The organism is Alteromonas sp. CH_MED4-4 (genome assembly GCF_037029575.1).
Taxonomy (GTDB): domain Bacteria; phylum Pseudomonadota; class Gammaproteobacteria; order Enterobacterales; family Alteromonadaceae; genus Alteromonas; species Alteromonas macleodii.
This window is the reverse complement of sequence record NZ_JAYMEU010000008.1, coordinates 54,557-70,844: the sequence shown is the minus strand read 5'-3', so window position 1 is coordinate 70,844 and position 16,288 is coordinate 54,557. Positions and strand designations below refer to the sequence as shown.

The 16,288-nt window shown below is 44.3% G+C and carries 11 protein-coding genes; 6 read left to right on the top strand and 5 right to left on the bottom strand.

What is annotated here, in order from left to right; genetic code table 11:
* The first annotated feature begins 333 nt into the window (after positions 1 to 333).
* Both WA381_RS07535 and puuE read left to right on the top strand, forming a co-directional pair.
* On the top strand, positions 334 to 978 hold the full coding sequence (locus tag WA381_RS07535; protein WP_014949073.1) for a TetR/AcrR family transcriptional regulator: 645 nt from the start codon (positions 334 to 336) through the stop codon (positions 976 to 978).
* A 1-nt stretch (position 979) separates the two neighbouring features.
* On the top strand, positions 980 to 1,909 hold the full coding sequence (puuE, locus tag WA381_RS07530) for an allantoinase PuuE (protein WP_014949074.1): 930 nt from the start codon (positions 980 to 982) through the stop codon (positions 1,907 to 1,909).
* A 139-nt stretch (positions 1,910 to 2,048) separates the two neighbouring features.
* On the opposite strand, the gene WA381_RS07525 is transcribed toward puuE, so the two are convergent.
* Entirely contained in the window at positions 2,049 to 3,380 is a 1,332-nt protein-coding gene (locus tag WA381_RS07525) for an NCS2 family permease (RefSeq protein ID WP_156086219.1), read from the bottom strand.
* A gap of 321 nt (positions 3,381 to 3,701) precedes the next feature.
* Between WA381_RS07525 and WA381_RS07520 the strand changes: the two genes are divergently transcribed.
* On the top strand, positions 3,702 to 4,700 hold the full coding sequence (locus WA381_RS07520) for an adenosine deaminase (RefSeq protein WP_156086220.1): 999 nt from the start codon (positions 3,702 to 3,704) through the stop codon (positions 4,698 to 4,700).
* Between the two features lie 90 nt (positions 4,701 to 4,790).
* Here WA381_RS07520 and WA381_RS07515 read toward each other — a convergent pair whose 3' ends face one another.
* A complete protein-coding gene (locus tag WA381_RS07515) occupies positions 4,791 to 5,153 on the bottom strand; it encodes an Hpt domain-containing protein (protein WP_014998030.1) in 363 nt (120 codons plus the stop codon).
* Between the two features lie 184 nt (positions 5,154 to 5,337).
* Between WA381_RS07515 and WA381_RS07510 the strand changes: the two genes are divergently transcribed.
* The 3 genes from WA381_RS07510 (at position 5,338) to WA381_RS07500 (ending at position 10,749) form a co-directional block, all read left to right on the top strand.
* On the top strand, positions 5,338 to 7,443 hold the full coding sequence (locus tag WA381_RS07510; RefSeq protein WP_156086221.1) for a two-component system response regulator: 2,106 nt from the start codon (positions 5,338 to 5,340) through the stop codon (positions 7,441 to 7,443).
* Positions 7,444 to 7,665: 222 nt separating this feature from the next.
* Complete coding sequence (locus tag WA381_RS07505) at positions 7,666 to 8,586, top strand: diguanylate cyclase (RefSeq protein ID WP_156086222.1); 921 nt, start codon at positions 7,666 to 7,668, stop codon at positions 8,584 to 8,586.
* 159 nt (positions 8,587 to 8,745) lie between these two features.
* Positions 8,746 to 10,749 (top strand): hybrid sensor histidine kinase/response regulator, encoded by a 2,004-nt coding sequence (locus WA381_RS07500; RefSeq protein ID WP_156086223.1) that lies wholly within the window; start codon positions 8,746 to 8,748, stop codon positions 10,747 to 10,749.
* Positions 10,750 to 10,763: 14 nt separating this feature from the next.
* On the opposite strand, the gene WA381_RS07495 is transcribed toward WA381_RS07500, so the two are convergent.
* From WA381_RS07495 to WA381_RS07485, 3 genes are all read right to left on the bottom strand, one after another.
* The gene (locus WA381_RS07495) at positions 10,764 to 11,900 is read right to left on the bottom strand and encodes a purine nucleoside permease (RefSeq protein WP_156086224.1); all 1,137 of its coding nucleotides are present in this window, start codon (positions 11,898 to 11,900) and stop codon (positions 10,764 to 10,766) included.
* Positions 11,901 to 12,031: 131 nt separating this feature from the next.
* Positions 12,032 to 14,467: a TonB-dependent siderophore receptor gene (locus WA381_RS07490; RefSeq protein ID WP_156086225.1), complete on the bottom strand. Its 2,436-nt coding sequence runs from the start codon at positions 14,465 to 14,467 to the stop codon at positions 12,032 to 12,034.
* Between the two features lie 241 nt (positions 14,468 to 14,708).
* Positions 14,709 to 16,286 carry a uracil-xanthine permease family protein gene (locus WA381_RS07485; protein ID WP_156086226.1) on the bottom strand — a complete coding sequence of 526 codons (1,578 nt, stop codon included), beginning with the start codon at positions 16,284 to 16,286 and terminating at the stop codon, positions 14,709 to 14,711.
* Positions 16,287 to 16,288: the final 2 nt, after the last annotated feature.

Here is a 16,288-nt window from a genome sequence, read left to right as displayed (position 1 = left end):
TGGTCAATTTATTGCTTATAAAAAAAGGCCGAGTTCTAAAAGGCCATGATTTTGCGCAAGTTTGCTTGGAGAAAAGAAGTGATACCTTTCTACTTTTCTTTTGCTAAGCACTACGTCGATTTGTTAATAAAGAATAAGGCAAGATTCGTGCAAGGTTTTGAACTATTCGCGTAATTCGTGTTTTAGTATGGTTAACACTCCCTGCATAGGGGATGTATGATCTATAAGAGCATAGCAACTCGTCGGCAATAAATGCTAACCTATCGAAAAGGCATGCAGCATTTATACTGCCCGTGCGCTTGCAAAGTAGATTGCAAAGGAATTTTAATAATAATGATGAAGGTAAAAAGCGCTGACGCTGGCGTTGGCGCTATGAACAGAAGAAAAATACTCCAAGCCGCTGAAAAATGTTTTGCACAGTTTGGCTTCAAAGGCACAGCAGTACAAAAAATTGCTGATGAAGCAGGACTTCCTAAGACTAACGTTTTGTATTATTTCAAAACAAAACAAGAGCTCTACGTAGCGGTACTAGAAGAAACCCTCTCGCTGTGGAACTCACGTTTTGATAAAGCCACAGTAGAAGACGACCCAGCCGAGGTACTCGCCAATTATATCGCCGAGAAAATGGAAGTGTCGCGAACGCATCCAATGGCCTCTAAGATCTTTGCGATGGAAATTATCAATGGTGCACAAAACTTAAGTGGCTACTTTGATGAAGAGCATGCGCTTTGGATGAAAGGGCGACTTGCGGTTATTGATGCATGGGTAAAGGCCGGCAAACTGCCACCTGTTGAAGGTGAATACTTGCTTTACACAATCTGGGCGAGTACCCAGCACTATGCTGACTTCTCTGCGCAAATAACCCGTCTACGCGGTAAAAAGATGACAAAATCAGATTTTGAAGACGCTACAAAACAAGTGGTAAAACTCGTGCTCGGTGGCTGTGGGTTATCTGTGCCAGAAAACTTCGAGGTGTAGCATGACAGAGTCTGTTTACCCTCGTGATCTGATTGGTTATGGTCAACATGTACCTCACGCTAAGTGGCCGGGCGAAGCAAAAATCGCGATTCAGTTCGTATTAAATTACGAGGAAGGTGGCGAAAATTGCGTGCTTCATGGTGACGAGGCGTCGGAAATATTCCTATCGGAAATTATCGGCGCACAAGCGTATAAAGACCGCCACCTCAGCATGGAGTCTATTTACGAATACGGCAGTCGTGCAGGGTTTTGGCGTTTACACCGTTTGCTTAATAAATACGACATTCCCGTTACTGTGTTTGGCGTCACTATGGCTATGCAACGACACCCTGACGCTGTAAAAGCCATGATGGATTCAGGTTGGGAAATCGCCAGCCACGCCATGCGTTGGGTGCACTATCAAGACATGGATGAGGAGCAAGAGCGTAAACAAATTGACGAGGCGATTATTCTTCATGAGCAGTTAACGGGCAGTAAACCTGTAGGTTGGTATACAGGAAGAACGAGTCCGAATACGCTGAAGTTGATTGCAGAGCGCGACGATATCTTATATTGCGCCGATTCATATGCTGACGACTTACCTTACTACGACTGCCATTACAGCAAGCCGTTATTGATGGTGCCGTACACATTAGACACCAATGATATGCGCTTTGCCACGCCTCAGGGCTTCAACAGTGGGGAACAGTTTTTCACCTACTTAAAAGATGCGTTTGACGTGTTGTATGAAGAAGGAGAAGAAGCGCCTAAGATGCTATCTATCGGCCTTCATAATCGCATAATAGGACGGCCTGCTCGACTCGCCGCACTTAAGCGCTTTATCGAGTACGTTAAGTCTCATGATAAAGTATGGCTAGCGACACGAGAGCAAATTGCCCGTCACTGGTTGGAGCTTCATCCTAAAGATGGTGGTGACAAGCCGCGTACGTAGCGTTTACAGTACGCCTACTATATTTGAAGTAAACGTATACCTTTTTCACTTGCCTAGTTTAAAAAGAAAGGTGGCGTTGAAAGCCACCTTTTTTGTATCTAAAGCGTTAACTTACAGGCACGCAATAAGCGCCGTTGAATTATTTTAAATCCAATAAGTATCGTAATAAGAAAACAATCGCCAGTACATAAGTGAGCGGTGTTACTTCTTTAAATTTTCCCGTACCTACCTTAATGCCAACATAAGTAATAAAGCCAAGGGCAATGCCTTCGCTAATGCTGAATGTGAGCGGCATGGCGATAAGTGCAACAGAAGCAGTGGCTAACGCACCTAAGTCGTCGAAATCAACCTGTCGAATCGATTCCATCATTAAAATACCTACCATCAATAGCGCTGGCGTAGTGGCCATTAGCGGGATAACTTTCATTAGCGGTGTTAAAAATAGCGAGAGTAAGAAGCAGACAGAAACCACTACTGCGGTAAGCCCGGTTCTGCCGCCCGCCGATACACCCGTAGCGGACTCCACATAGCTAGTTACTGGAGATGTACCCACTAATGCGCCAGCAATACTCGCTGATGCATCGGCTGTCATTGCTGAGCCAATTTTCGGTAGCTTGCCTTCAGGAGTAAGTAGATTGGCTTTTCGAGATACGCCGATTAAGGTGCCAATGGTGTCGAACATATTCACAAACATAAGTGCGAAAATGAGGTCCCACGTTTCAGCAATATGGTCAATAGGATACCAAAAATCCATGGCCATAAATGTGTTTGAAATAGACTCCGGCATGCCTACAACAGCAGAAGGTGTTGCAGTTAAAGTGCCGTTTTCAGTAGGAATAAAAGCGCCAATTAGTGTGAGTGTTACGATAGAGATTAAAATAGCGCCTGTGACGCGTTTAACCATTAAAACGATAGTAAAAATAATGCCTAGTAAGGCAAGCATTACCGCTGGCTCAGAAAGGTTGCCAAGCTGTACGAAGGTTGCGGGATTATCAACAATTAGCCCTGCGTTTTTAAGGCCGATAAAGGCAATGAATAAACCTATGCCACACTGCACGCCGATTTTAAGAGAAGGAGGTATGGATTCGGCTATTTTGGTACGAACCCCGGTAAGAGAAAGGAGTAAAAAGAGAATGCCGTTCCAGAAAACAATACCAAGCGCTGCTTCCCATGGGATTTCACGACCAAGACAAATGGTAAACGCGAAAAAGGCGTTCAAGCCCATGCCTGGGGCCAACGCAATAGGGTAGTTAGTCATTAGCGCCATCATTAAAGTGCCAATACACGCCGCTATTGCTGTCACTGTAATTAGGCCCTCTACGGGCATGCCACTCAGCCCTAGAATACCTGGGTTCACCACAAGTATATAAGACATGGCTGCGAACGTAGTAAGACCTGCAATGATCTCTGTTCTTACTGTTGTTCCGTGTTCCTGCAGCTTAAATAGCCGTTCGATTACATTGTTGGACATCAAGAGTTCTCTGTTAATATTTCATTGAGTGTTTTGTTCGTTGAAAGCAATAAACTGACCAATTAGTCAACTTGTTGGTGCGTTTTGTGCTAACTTACTTTTCAGTACAATGACTATTAATAATCATTGCGTGACTCAAGGTCACTAGCCAGGCAGCACAAAGCCAGCCAAACGGTTAGTAATCAACATAGATGATGTTAAAAAAACCGCAAACAAAACCTAAATGAGCAATAGAACTCGTTTACAGATAGCATTAAAGATAAACTATTACGCACCAAGTAAATGCCATTGCATTGTTATGGTGCAAATAAGTGAGGGGCCATGTCGCTGTCATCAATAATTAAAAACATTCCAAAGGCCGAACTGCATCTGCATATAGAAGGTAGCTTAACGCCTGAACTCATGTGGCGCCTAGCTGAAAAGCACAGTGTATCACTTCCTTATGCTAGCGTGGAAGAGATTGAAGCGGCGTATAACTTTGAAGATTTACAAAGCTTTCTTGACTTATATTATGCAGGGGCGGGGGTGCTTCGCGATGAAGATGATTTTTTTGCTCTAATGTGGGAATACTTAACGCGTTGCTACGAGGACAATATCGTCCACACAGAAATTATGTTTGACCCGCAAACCCACACAGAACGAGATATAGGTTTTGATGTCTTTATGCCGGGTTTTCTAAAGGCGATGGAAAAGGCCAAAGATGAATACGGTATCAGTAGCTATTTAATCATGTCTTTCCTTCGCCATCTGCCTGAAGATGCTGCCTTCGATACGCTTTCTGCTGCTGAGCCTTATTACGAGCACATTACGGCGGTAGGGTTAGACAGCTCAGAGCTCGGTCATCCGCCGTCTAAATTCGAACGAGTATTCAAAAAAGCGAAAGCGTTGGGTTTTAAAATTGTTGCCCATGCTGGAGAAGAAGGACCGGCATCTTATATTTGGGAAGCCATTGAGTTACTTGATGTTGACCGTATTGATCACGGTGTCCGCTGCCAAGAAGACGAAGCGCTTATGGCTGTTTTGAAAGAAAGGCAAATTCCACTTACCGTTTGTCCGTTGAGCAATCTCAAGCTTTGCGTCATTAATGACATGAAAGACCACAACATTGTTCAACTTTTAGATACAGGGCTATTGGTTACCGTAAATTCGGATGATCCTACCTATTTTGGTGGTTTCCTAAATGACAACTTCGAAGCGCTACACGAGTCGCTAGGTATTGACGAAAAAATAATTCGCACGTTGGTAGCAAATAGCTTTAAGGCAAGTTTTTTACCACAAGAGCAGAAAGACGCACTTGTTGATCAGGTTCTTTCAGCTTAATCAGGAAGAAATACAAGTTCAGAGTAACAAGGCAAGAGACGTAAACATCTGGGTTAGCTTCTGCGCTTGATGCGAGAAGCTAACGATTATTTAAGACTGCATAACCGCAACGGTTTGCTTAATAATATTGTCTAATTCATTAACGTCTTGATCTATTTCGGTAAGGTCGTTTTGCTTGGCTTTATTTTCAATAGATGAAGCTTTTTCTCGAATGGCATCGGCACCCACATCACCTGAAACCCCTTTCATAGCATGGCTAGTGAATCTCACGGCTTCAATGTCTAATTTAGACGCTGCATCGTGAAGTGCGTGTTGCTTTTGCTCTATTTGGCCTAAAAACATTTCAACAATGCGGTTGAGGAGCCCTTCGTTTCCGCCCAGCCGACTTATCGCAGCATCGCGGTTCCATAACTGTTCTTTCGTAAGCGTTTCATTAGTGTCAGCTGTGTCCATGTCTACCACCGTAATTAAATTGTATGTCGAGTGTACAATATTTGTTCTAAACAAAAAACAGCTACGTCAATTGCTTAGATTACGATTTTACTTAAACAACATAAACCTAGACGAAAGGCTAATTTTTTTTACGTATATCGGGCGATACTTAAACCGTCATAAGTTTAATAGTGTGGTATTTCTCATGGATAATGAGACACAGAAAGTAGTCATCATTGACGATGAACCAACAACACTCTTGTTATTAGAAAGTGCAGTAGAATCTCTAGCAAAGGTTGTTACGGTCTCGCAAAGCGCGAATGCGTTTTCGGTGATAAAAGCACAACTTCCTGATTTGGTTGTTCTAGATATAAGCATGCCTGAGCTATCTGGCTTTGAGGTCTGCAAGCAGTTAAAAGCGTGTCCAGAAACGGCAGCTATTCCAGTAATCTTTGTCACTTCCCATAGCGATCCAGAAAATGAACATGTGGCATTGTCGTTAGGTGCCATAGACTTTATATCCAAGCCCATTGATATTGGGTTGTGCCAGATGCGAGTTAGAAATCATCTCACTATTCAGGACCAAAAAACGAAGCTTGCTCGTGTTAATCACGAATTAGAAGCAGAGAAAAAGCAGCTTGCTATTACTCTCAAATCTATAGCTGACGGCGTTATTTCAATTAACGCAGCAGGGGATGTAACGTTTATTAACCCGGTAGCGCAAAGGTTAACCGGTTATAGTGAAACGGAAGCCCTTGGCAAACCTATCGATGAGGTTATGAATTTAAGAGATGCCTCGACAAATGAGCGTCTTTTAAACCCCGCTCTTTACGCACTAGAAGTGATGCGTCCGGTAGCTATGTCTTATAACGCCACGCTGGTAAGCCGACACAATCAAGTATTCAGGGTAGAAGATACAGCGTCGCCCATCATTGATGAGGATGGCCATCTGTCTGGCGCGGTTATCGTTTTCCAAGATGTGTCAGAAGCCATAGAAATGGCAGTAAAGATGACACATTTAACCAACCATGATCAGCTCACGGGCTTGCCAAACCGAGTGCTGTTGCACGATAGAGTTGTTCAGGCTATCACCCGTTGTTTTACCTCTAAGCAAAGCATAGCGTTATTGTTAATTGATATCGACAATTTCAAGTACCTCAATGACAGCCTTGGGCATCAAGTCGGCGATTATATTATTGCGTCTATTGCAAAGCGCCTTGCTAAGGTTGTTGGAGAAAGCGCTACGCTGGCCCGCGTGGGTGGCGATGAGTTTGCCTGCTTACTTACTGAAATTGGTTCAGGCTACAGTGCAGACAGTATTGCTATGGCGTGTTTGCAGGCGGGCAGAGAGCCCATTGATATAGACGGTAAGGCCCATCAACTTAGCTTAAGTATTGGAATTAGCCTTTATCCCCAAGATGCTGTTAATGCGGAAGAGATGATGCGCCATGCAGACTCAGCCATGTACCGCTCTAAATCAAAAGGCAAAGACACTTTCAGCTTTTTTTCAAAAGACCTGCAGCATGCCATGCATCATCGTGTGGAAATGGAAATAAAGCTTAGAAATGCCATAGAGAACGACAGTCTAGTCATTTACCTACAGCCTAAGTATGACTTTGACGATAGTGCAGTATTAAGTGCGGAAAGCTTAGTCAGAATGTTCGACGAAAATGGAAAAGTTATTGGACCCGATGAGTTTATCCCACTGGCAGAAGAAACTGGGCTAATTCATCAGCTAGGAAAGCAAGTGTTGCAAAAAAGCTGTGAGTTTGTCGCTAAATGCAACGAATTGGGGCAAGACTTCAAAGTGGCGGTAAACGTAGCTGCTAAACAGCTTTCAAACCCAGGGTTCGCAAAAGAAGTTGCTGAAATTATCAACGAAGCGGGTATCGCCGCGTCGTCTATAGAATTGGAGGTAACAGAATCAGCCTTAATGCACGACTTTGAACAAACCAGAGATATCCTGAACGACTTGGCTTCATTGGGCGTTACTATTGCGTTGGATGATTTTGGTACGGGCTATTCAAGTCTCTCTTATTTACGTCAGTTCCCATTGAATGTGCTTAAGATAGATCGCTCTTTCGTTATTGATATGGATAAAGAACAGCAGGCACATGATATCGTAACGGCAATAGTGCATTTAGCATTAAGCTTAGAGTTAACCATTGTTGCCGAAGGGATAGAGACCCAATCTCATTTTGCCGCGCTCAAAGCACTTGGGTGTCACTTAGGGCAGGGGTATTTTATGTGTCGCCCTATGGCGATGGCGGATTTCTTCACGAAGTTCATCGATGATTGCCAAGTAGCGTAAAGTTCACTGGCCGCTGAGTAGAGTGCTAATCGATAGTCTCTTCTTTATAACCTTGTCGTTCAAACCATACCTACTTGAAAGCAAACTAGCTGACTTTTCGATACAAATTTGGATGTAAGGTGTTAGACTTGCGTAAAGCGTTGTTATTACTTTGATATTGTAAAAGCAGAAACAACGCAAGCGAGAATGGTCACCTTGGTGTAGTAACAATAAAAGTACCTGATGAATCGAAAAGAAATAAAACCCTACGCAGAGTGTAACGTACTTATTGTGGACGATGAGCCGATGAGTCGTATGCTGCTCGAATCCATCCTAGAGTCGGTGTTTACCTGTGCTACAGCCGAGTCGGGAGAAGAAGCCATATCCTACTGCGAGGCAAACCTTCCTGACCTAGTCCTGCTTGACATGAACATGCCAGACATTAATGGGTTAGATGTTTGTACCGCTTTAAAAGCCTCGCCTGAAACGAATCATATCCCCGTCATTTTCGTTACATCTACAATGGATATTGAGAGTGAAAATGCGTGCTGGGAAGTAGGGGCGTCAGACTTTGTCATGAAACCGGTTAACGCCTCTACGTTAACGCATCGCATCAAAACACATCTGCAAAATAAGCTTCGCACCGAATTCCTTGAAATGATGACATTTCACGATCAGCTAACGGGTTTGTACAATCGTACGTATTTAACCAAGGAAATTCCGTTACTCATTAAGCAAGTTGCGAGAGACAAAGGTACGGTTGGAGCAATAATGATCGACATCGATTATTTTAAGCTTTTCAATGATACGTACGGGCATCTCGAAGGCGATATTTGTCTTCAAAAAGTGGCGCAAATTATATCGGATACGGTTAAACGGCCGAAAGATGCCGTTATTCGCTTTGGCGGCGAAGAGTTTTTGGTCGTCCTCCCCTATATCGACCATCAGGGCACAAAGCTAGTGGCACAACAGCTTGTTGAGGCTGTCGCCAATGCAAGCATTCCACATGGTAAAGGGATAGAAAACCGCGTATCAATAAGTGCAGGCTTTGCAGTTTGGAAAGCTACGGATGTGGTTGAAGACGATGTGGCTGCGCTTATAGAAGACGCTGACATTTCACTGTTTGAAGCAAAAGAATTAGGGCGAAACCAAGCCAAGGGCTGAGGCCACCGCCCAATATCCCATCATAAAAATAGAATTTCTAGCCTATTGTTTAATATCCCGTATTCAAATCCCAAGCTATCATTATAAATGCGGGGCCGCTGTGCACGAATCGAGCAAGGCGGCAAGAATCTTGTGGTCTTTACGCTTGGGTAGCGAACCATGGTTTATTTTGACGAACAATCGAGTTTGAATGTGAAACTGGAACACCAGTTGAAGGCATCGCTAACCAGTTTGGTACAGCGAGGCTGCGATTCGTTTGGCGTGTTTCAAGGTTTACTTTTACAGCTGGACGAAGAGACAGTTAATATATTGGTTAAAGCTTCGTCGGCGTATGCACCCAACTTTAAGTCGGTCCCTTCTTTCTCTACCTGTGTGCCTGTAGACAACTGTTTCCCTGTAAACAGCGCTAAGTGTTCTACTGCATTTAAACAATGGTTTTCTACTTATTTTAATGCCGAAAAGTACATCCGAGGCCGTGTTCATACCCTAGATGGAAGCCAAGTGTGCTTGGTCTTTATTAATGCGTGCCCGGAACAGCCGGTAAACCTCGACAAGCTGTCGCTGTTAGACGATTGCCTGAGCGTGATGTTGGATAAGTTTCATCTCGAAAAAGCAGAGACCAATCAAAACACGTTGTACGAAAAGTTACAAAGTGTAGCGAACATAGGCACGTGGGAAGTTGATTTGACCACGAATGCACTTAGCTGGTCTTCACAAACTCGGCTTATTCACGAAGTCTCAGAGGACTTTGTACCCACATTAGAAACAGCTATCAACTTCTATAAAGAGGGGTTTGATAGGGATGAGATTAACCGCATTGTTTCCCATACGGTGGCTACGGGTGAACCGTGGAGCGCAACTCTTGAGTTAGTTTCAGCGAAAGGTAATTCGGTTTGGATTGAAACTCACGGCATGGCCGAAATGAAGCAAGGGAAATGTATTCGGTTGTTCGGAACTTTCCAAAATGTCAACAAGTCAGTGCAACTTAGACTTGAACTCGAAGAAAGAAGAAGAGAAGCTGAAGCTGCGTCAAAAGAGCGTGGCATGTTGTTATCACGTATAAGTCACGAGCTAAAAACACCGCTTAATGGCATAACCGGCATGCTGCAGGCAATTAAGTTTGAAAATAAAGAAAACGTGCGCATGCGTAAAGCGGATGTGGCGCTGCATAGCGCTGACCGTCTATTGTCTCTTATCAACGATGTGCTCGATTACACGTCGATTATCAATGGCGAATTCTCACTCAAATATAGTGACTTCTGTGCGCGCTCGTTAATAGAAGATATTCTGGATGTGTTTAAAACCAAATGTGCAGAGAAAGGTGTGAGGCTTTACGCTGTACTTTCTTTTGACGAAAACACTTATGTAAATGGTGATGCCGCCAGAATTAGTCAAGTCATCACTAACCTGCTCTCTAACGCGGTTAAGTTTACGCCCAAAGGTTATATTTCGGTACAAGTAGCGTTAAAACACCAAGGTGACGTTCCTATTCTGCTTGCCTCGATTGAGGACACTGGTGTGGGCATGAGTGATGAAATATTGTCACGTATTTTTAGACCATTTCAAAACGATACCGCCAGTGCCTCTGAAGAGTTAAATGGAAATGGTTTAGGGCTGTCTATCGTCAATCAACTTGTCGGCAAAATGGACGGCGAGCTTGAAGTGCGTTCAAGCGCAGGGAAAGGCTCCTGTTTCGATATAGCTATACCTGTAGAAATGGCAGTTTTAGATAAAGAAAAGCAGAGTGACGTTATCCTCTCTTCAGACCTGCTTAGCGTTCCTCTTAACGTTTTGGTTGTTGATGACAACGATATAAACCGTTTCGTGCTTGCATCCATGCTAGAGAAGTTTAATTACCTTCCAGATGAAGCCGAAAATGGCGAAGTGGCCGTTCAAATGGCCCGAGCTAAAAAATACGACATTATTTTTATGGATTGCGCTATGCCTGTGCTCGATGGGGTAAGTGCGACTAAGGTTATTGTCCAAGAAAACTTATTGCCCAAACACGGTCGTATTGTGGCTGTAACGGCAAATACTACACCTGAAGATAAAACTAATTGTAGCAATGCGGGCATGGCCGATTTTCTTGCCAAGCCCGTGGTACAAAATGACGTTACTCTTCAGGTGCGCCATGCACTAAATGCTAAATCAGTGACAGCGTAGAGGTTAAAGTGCGTTTATTCCGCTGAAGGGGGCGTATCTTTTACGGTTTCCCAATGCGTTACAATATAGTCTGTAACCTGTGAGCCGACTTTATAGGCGGCTTCTATTGCGGCTCCCATTGCTGCATATCCATCGCCAGAACTCTCTAACTTTAAGTTCTCCGCTGCGCTCAACGATGGTGGCTGCATGGTAAAATTGCTCGCCGTTCTAAGAATAAGTAAGCGGTCTTTGTTGACTAACCCTGCATTGTCCAAGTAGCTCAAGCTTTGAAGTGTTGCTGAGTCTTCCATGCCCGAGGTAACAAAATTTCCTTTGCCCTGCGTCCAGTATGCCACCCAATCGTTTGCCCACGCATTTAGTTTTTCGCCATGCCAAAAAGTAGAAGCAGATAAATGCGCACCCATAGATACATTTGGAAGTGCCCTCGCATTAGCTGAGTTGGTGTACTTGTCTCTCAATGCATCCATCGCTTCGTTGTTTAAAAGCTTGGTGTCTTTTGTCAACGAATAGGCCCACTTTGCTAACGGTAAGTTCAGCGCGTACACCTCGCCATTTGGGCTGTTGTTTACGTCTACAGCGTCAGCGTTTTCAAAGGGCGCATGAGTGAAGAGGGGGAAATAACCCGTACTCCACTGAGACGGAATTTCTCTAGCGTCAATTTGATGTGCTAGGTCGCCATCGACTACGTAATCGGTCCAAATTGCACTTCCAATGGTGTTATCCGCTGGGTCGACTCCCGCGATCCCTGCAACCAACCAATAGGCTTGGGATAAATCAAAGCGAGGATCAAGACCTAGTGCCATTATTGCTGCTGAAGCGCGCGCAATGCCCATTCCCGTAACCATACCGATTACACCTGTATCAGGGTTGGCGTAAATATCGTGAAAGCCATGAGGCAAAGGGTATTGGGTTGTGAGTTTCTGGCGAGCCTTCCACAATTGAAATTCACCAGGCGCGTCGCCTTCGTCGCTGCCAATTTCGAACATACTTACCACAACAACTTTCACTTTCATTGGCGGCTTAGCGTCATTGGTTTTAACACTGGCAGAATAACTACTGCTACAGAAACCCAAAAACATAGCCAATATAAGCAAAGCGTTGAAAAAGGCAGACCGTTTTTGTTTAAGCAGTGGATAAAAAGAAAGATGCATTTAGTACTCCTAAAAAAGAGCCCAGCATTATCAAACTGGGCTTCTTATCGAAAAAACTTACAGGCCTGAGAGCGTGTGTCGAACGTTCAATCTACACATGAGGCACGACCACGCTCAAAGAGTATGCGAACTTAGAATGAGTAAGTAAATTTAGCATTCCAGTGACGCGGTAGTTCAGGTAGTACAATTTGACTACCAAATAGATCAGGGAAGTTAGAGCGGAAATAACGCTCGTCAGTTAAGTTTTTAACGGTTAAGTTTATCGACCAATCTTCTGCTTGATATGACAAGCCAGCATTGACTAACGTGTAGGCTGGAAGTGTCACTGCAGCTGAGTAGCCAGACGCGACCTCATCCACATCCACAATACTCACGTTGGCAGCATAACCATTTTGGAAGTCATAGGTTGCTGTCAGCGTGTAAATATTTTCAGGAATACCGGCCTTTCGTCCGTCAGAGTTTGTTTCTCCTTCACCAACAAGGTTAAGACCTACTACGTTCCCGCCAAAAATTAACGAAGGATCATCAAGAGCAACTAAATCGTCAGCACCTAAGAACCCAAATTGGTTTCCATTGGCAAGTGCAGTTAAGTTGATAACTTCTATATTTGTATAGCCAGCAGAAACAACAAGGTTCTCATTGACTACCCAACGAAGTTCAAATTCAGTGCCTTCGTTATTGGTTGTGTTGTTGGTGACCGTATTCTGAGTATTGAAGTCGGTACGCTCTTGCTCAAAGAATGAAAGGGCAAAATAGAGTGTATCGTCAACGAGAGAACCTTTAATACCGTATTCCATCAGCTCAGAGGTGTCGAATGCACCGCCACCACCAGGTTGATTGAGTTGGCCAACACCAATCTCGGCGCCCTGGCCTGCAACAAGGGTAGCTTGCTCTGCTGCAGTGATATAAGGAATAAGGCCAAATTCAAATTCATATGAAATACTAGCGTTCCAAGACCATCCATCTACGGTTTCTTCAGCATAAACTGGTGTTTCATCTCCAGTAGCACCCAGAAGTAAATCCGTGCGCGATGTGCTTTCAATATCAATAGTGTCGTATCGTAAACCTAGTACTAAGTTTAAACCCCAGTCCCAAGTTAAATCGGTCATTGCAGCAATGCCTAAGTCTAAGTAATTACCTACGTCATAGTTGTCGTAGTTTTTACCCGAGCGGGTAGACAAAAGGCGGCGATCTAGCGCTGAAGACGGCATGGTTAGGTCGCGACGATTAAAGAACTCGTAAGTAAAGTCATCGCCGTGCTCAAAGTCGGTATAGCGTACAGATGGAGAAAATTGAAATTGCGCTAATAGTCCGTCGTTCTCATATTCTGTCGCAAAAATTAGTTTGTCTTCTATAACCCAGCTGTCATGGAATTGTGAGAAGCCATAAGCATTTTCGTTTATGTTGTCGTATGCATCATAGAAAAGCTGGTTGCGAATTTCCCAATTATCCGTGTAGTAAATGGTGTCGAAGTAGAGCGTTATGGCTTCGTTACCAAGTTGGTCATCAGGTGCTACCAAAGTTTGGCTACCACTTAAGGTCGTGGTACCTGGGTTTTGTAATGCCATTAAAGGATCGAAAAAGTCGCCTGTAACCGAATCTAATGGGACAGCTGGCGTGAAAATAAACGGTGAAATCAAGTCGGCGACTTCAGCATATTCTTCGTGACTGATTTGACCGTCGCCGTCCGTATCTAATGGTTGAGCCGTACCTGTAATATAGGTTCCGTCGTCAATTAACTCCTGAGTTAATCGGTTCCAGCCGGCCACTTGGTTACCATCGTAGTCGTGGTACATACCACCAAATTCAAAGCGAAGGTTATCGGTAATATCGATATTAAATGATGCTTGAAGTACGGTTTGATCAGTCTGGGTATTGTCGTAGTAACTGTCAGAGTTTTCTAGCTCACCGTATATGTAATAGCCCATTTCTTTACCGGCAACACTAGTCGGTCCGCCAACTTCTGCGGTTAAAATGCTCTTGTTCCACGACCCCGTTGTGTAAGACAACGCGCCTGTTGGTGCATCTAAATACTGCCCCGATGACGCACGGGCAGACTTGGGATTAAAGTTCAGATAACCACCAATTTTTGATGGGCCGTAAATAGGTGATGCCGGACCACGAACGATGTCGATTCGGCTGGACGCGCCAATAGGCGTAGGGTAGTTACCTGGGTTGTCTAAGCGCTTAACACCGCGGAAGTAAGTTTCCCCGGGCGTGCCCCGCACATCCAGAGAGCCTGCAACACCGAAGAACGACTGTGTGAATGTACCTGGTGCGAACGCGACGAGTTCATCAATGTCTGAAACGTTGAAGCGCTCCATTTGCTCTTGAGAAATCGTGGACGCTGAGCGAGGCGTTTCGAGAATAGATTTGCCAAAGCCAAAAACTGACTCAACGTCTTGGCCAGGAAGGCTCCCAAGGGATCCTGTTACCTGAATTTTTTCAACGTCTTTTTCTTTAACCTCTGTCTCTTCTTGAGCAAAAGCTTGCGACGATAGCGCGACCGCGGTAGTCATTGCAAAAGCTTTTGCTAGAGGAGATAAATTGAATGTAGTGTTTTTCATGGTTTCCTCGTTATTTTTAGTTGCCCCTTTTTAGGGTTCTTTTCACGCATTTTTATATGCGTTTTGTTATTGGCAAGAGAGTTAGCAGGATGAGTGCCAACTACTTGTCCAGTTGGTCAACTTTTAACCTTCTCTTAAGTTGCTGAATTATAGGGATAAAAATATATAATGTTGTTCTTATATTGTTATTTTTATGTAAATAAACTCAATCGCATAAATGCATGCACTTATAAGGTGATTTTTAGCGAGCTTTTGCACTAAAAAGAGCAGAGGTTACGCCCGGTTGTCCGTCTATACTTAAAATGTGTGTCGAGTGAGCTGAGTGCTTGACAACCTCATGGTTTACAACGGCTTTTTCATTGAGTGCTTTCGGCGCCCTACGGTTACCTTCTGGCTTTGGGTTGTGAATAGGCTCGTAAGCAGGGTTGTCCTGAGCAACGCCAGTGCTGCTTTCAATTTTTTGTGCACTAGCGTGTGGGGAAGCAAGGGGCTTTTTTCCAGGTAAGGTTAAATCAAGGATGACGGCGGTAAGGCCGGCCGAGGTTACTGGGGAAAGTAAGATATTTTCAAGCCATGAAGGCAATTCAGAAAGGGCTTCTGGTACCATCATTACACCAATCGCCATACCTAGCGCACACGCTGTCACCAAACTACTGCGCCTATCAAGTGCGTAGCTGGCTAATAGCTTTAAGCCACCCACGGCCACCATGGCAAACATAACCAGAGTAGCACCGCCAAGAACTGGCTTGGGAATAGCCTGCAGCACACCACCTACAATGGGGAAGAACCCAATAACAACGAATAGCGCTGCAACAAAAAAGCCGACCTTACGGCTGGCGATGCCGGTTAATTGGATAACCCCGTTATTCTGGCCAAATGTAGTATTTGGAAAGGTGTTGAACATGCCAGCAAGTAACGAATTAACGCCGTCGCCCAAAATCCCGCCTTTCACTCTTGCAAGATAAATCGGACCGCTCACAGGCTGCTTACAGAAAAGGCTATTTGCGGTTAAGTCGCCGGCCGTTTCTATTGCACTAAACAAATAGATAAGCGCGATAGGTAAAAAGAGAGTGATATCAAATGCAATGCCAAAGGCAAAAGGGGTGGGGATCGCTACGACAGAAAGCGAAGCAAGGCCGCTGAAATCTAATCCTTTTGTAATGCCAACATAGGTTGCACCAATTGCCATACCAATAAAGATGGCGCTTAAACGCAGCCAGTGGTTTGTTGAGGCGTTCAAGAAAACAATAATGAGCAACACGCCAAGGCCGACGGCTAAGTTTTCTGTGCTGGCGAAGTCAGCCGCGTGAAAGCCGCCCGCAAGATCAGTCATGCCTACGTTTATCAAGCTTAGCCCAATAGCGGTTATTACAATTCCTGTAGTTAATGGTGTAATGATACGTTTGAGTTTATGTACAAATAGACTGAACACCACTTCGACCATGGCACCCGCCATAGTTAATCCAAACAACAAAGACAGAACATCTTCGGGTGTTCCTCCATCCGCCTTGACCTGATTTCCTGCCAGTATCAACGCGCTAATAAACGCAAAACTGGTACCTTGGATGGCTACCAATCCACTGCCTACCGGGCCTATACGCTTTGTTTGAATTGCCGTGCCTAAGCCGCTTACAAACAAGGCCATACTGATAAGATAAGGCGTGTATTCAGTAAGGCCCAGTGTTGATGTAACAATAAGAGTCGGGGTAATAACACCGACAAAGCTTGCAAGTAAATGCTGAATTGCCGCGGTAAGTGAAGGAAGAAATGCCGGACTATCATTTAAATCGTAAAGTAGTTCGCTGTGATTTGAAGACATGG

Bases quoted from the DNA above. Each gene is read 5' to 3' on its own strand.
- WA381_RS07535 (WP_014949073.1), top strand. From the start codon at position 334: ATGATGAAGGTAAAAAGCGCTGACGCTGGCGTTGGCGCTATGAACAGA.
- puuE (WP_014949074.1), top strand. From the start codon at position 980: ATGACAGAGTCTGTTTACCCTCGTGATCTGATTGGTTATGGTCAACAT.
- WA381_RS07525 (WP_156086219.1), bottom strand. From the start codon at position 3,380: ATGTCCAACAATGTAATCGAACGGCTATTTAAGCTGCAGGAACACGGA.
- WA381_RS07520 (WP_156086220.1), top strand. From the start codon at position 3,702: ATGTCGCTGTCATCAATAATTAAAAACATTCCAAAGGCCGAACTGCAT.
- WA381_RS07515 (WP_014998030.1), bottom strand. From the start codon at position 5,153: ATGGACACAGCTGACACTAATGAAACGCTTACGAAAGAACAGTTATGG.
- WA381_RS07510 (WP_156086221.1), top strand. From the start codon at position 5,338: ATGGATAATGAGACACAGAAAGTAGTCATCATTGACGATGAACCAACA.
- WA381_RS07505 (WP_156086222.1), top strand. From the start codon at position 7,666: ATGAATCGAAAAGAAATAAAACCCTACGCAGAGTGTAACGTACTTATT.
- WA381_RS07500 (WP_156086223.1), top strand. From the start codon at position 8,746: ATGGTTTATTTTGACGAACAATCGAGTTTGAATGTGAAACTGGAACAC.
- WA381_RS07495 (WP_156086224.1), bottom strand. From the start codon at position 11,900: ATGCATCTTTCTTTTTATCCACTGCTTAAACAAAAACGGTCTGCCTTT.
- WA381_RS07490 (WP_156086225.1), bottom strand. From the start codon at position 14,467: ATGAAAAACACTACATTCAATTTATCTCCTCTAGCAAAAGCTTTTGCA.
- WA381_RS07485 (WP_156086226.1), bottom strand. From the start codon at position 16,286: ATGTCTTCAAATCACAGCGAACTACTTTACGATTTAAATGATAGTCCG.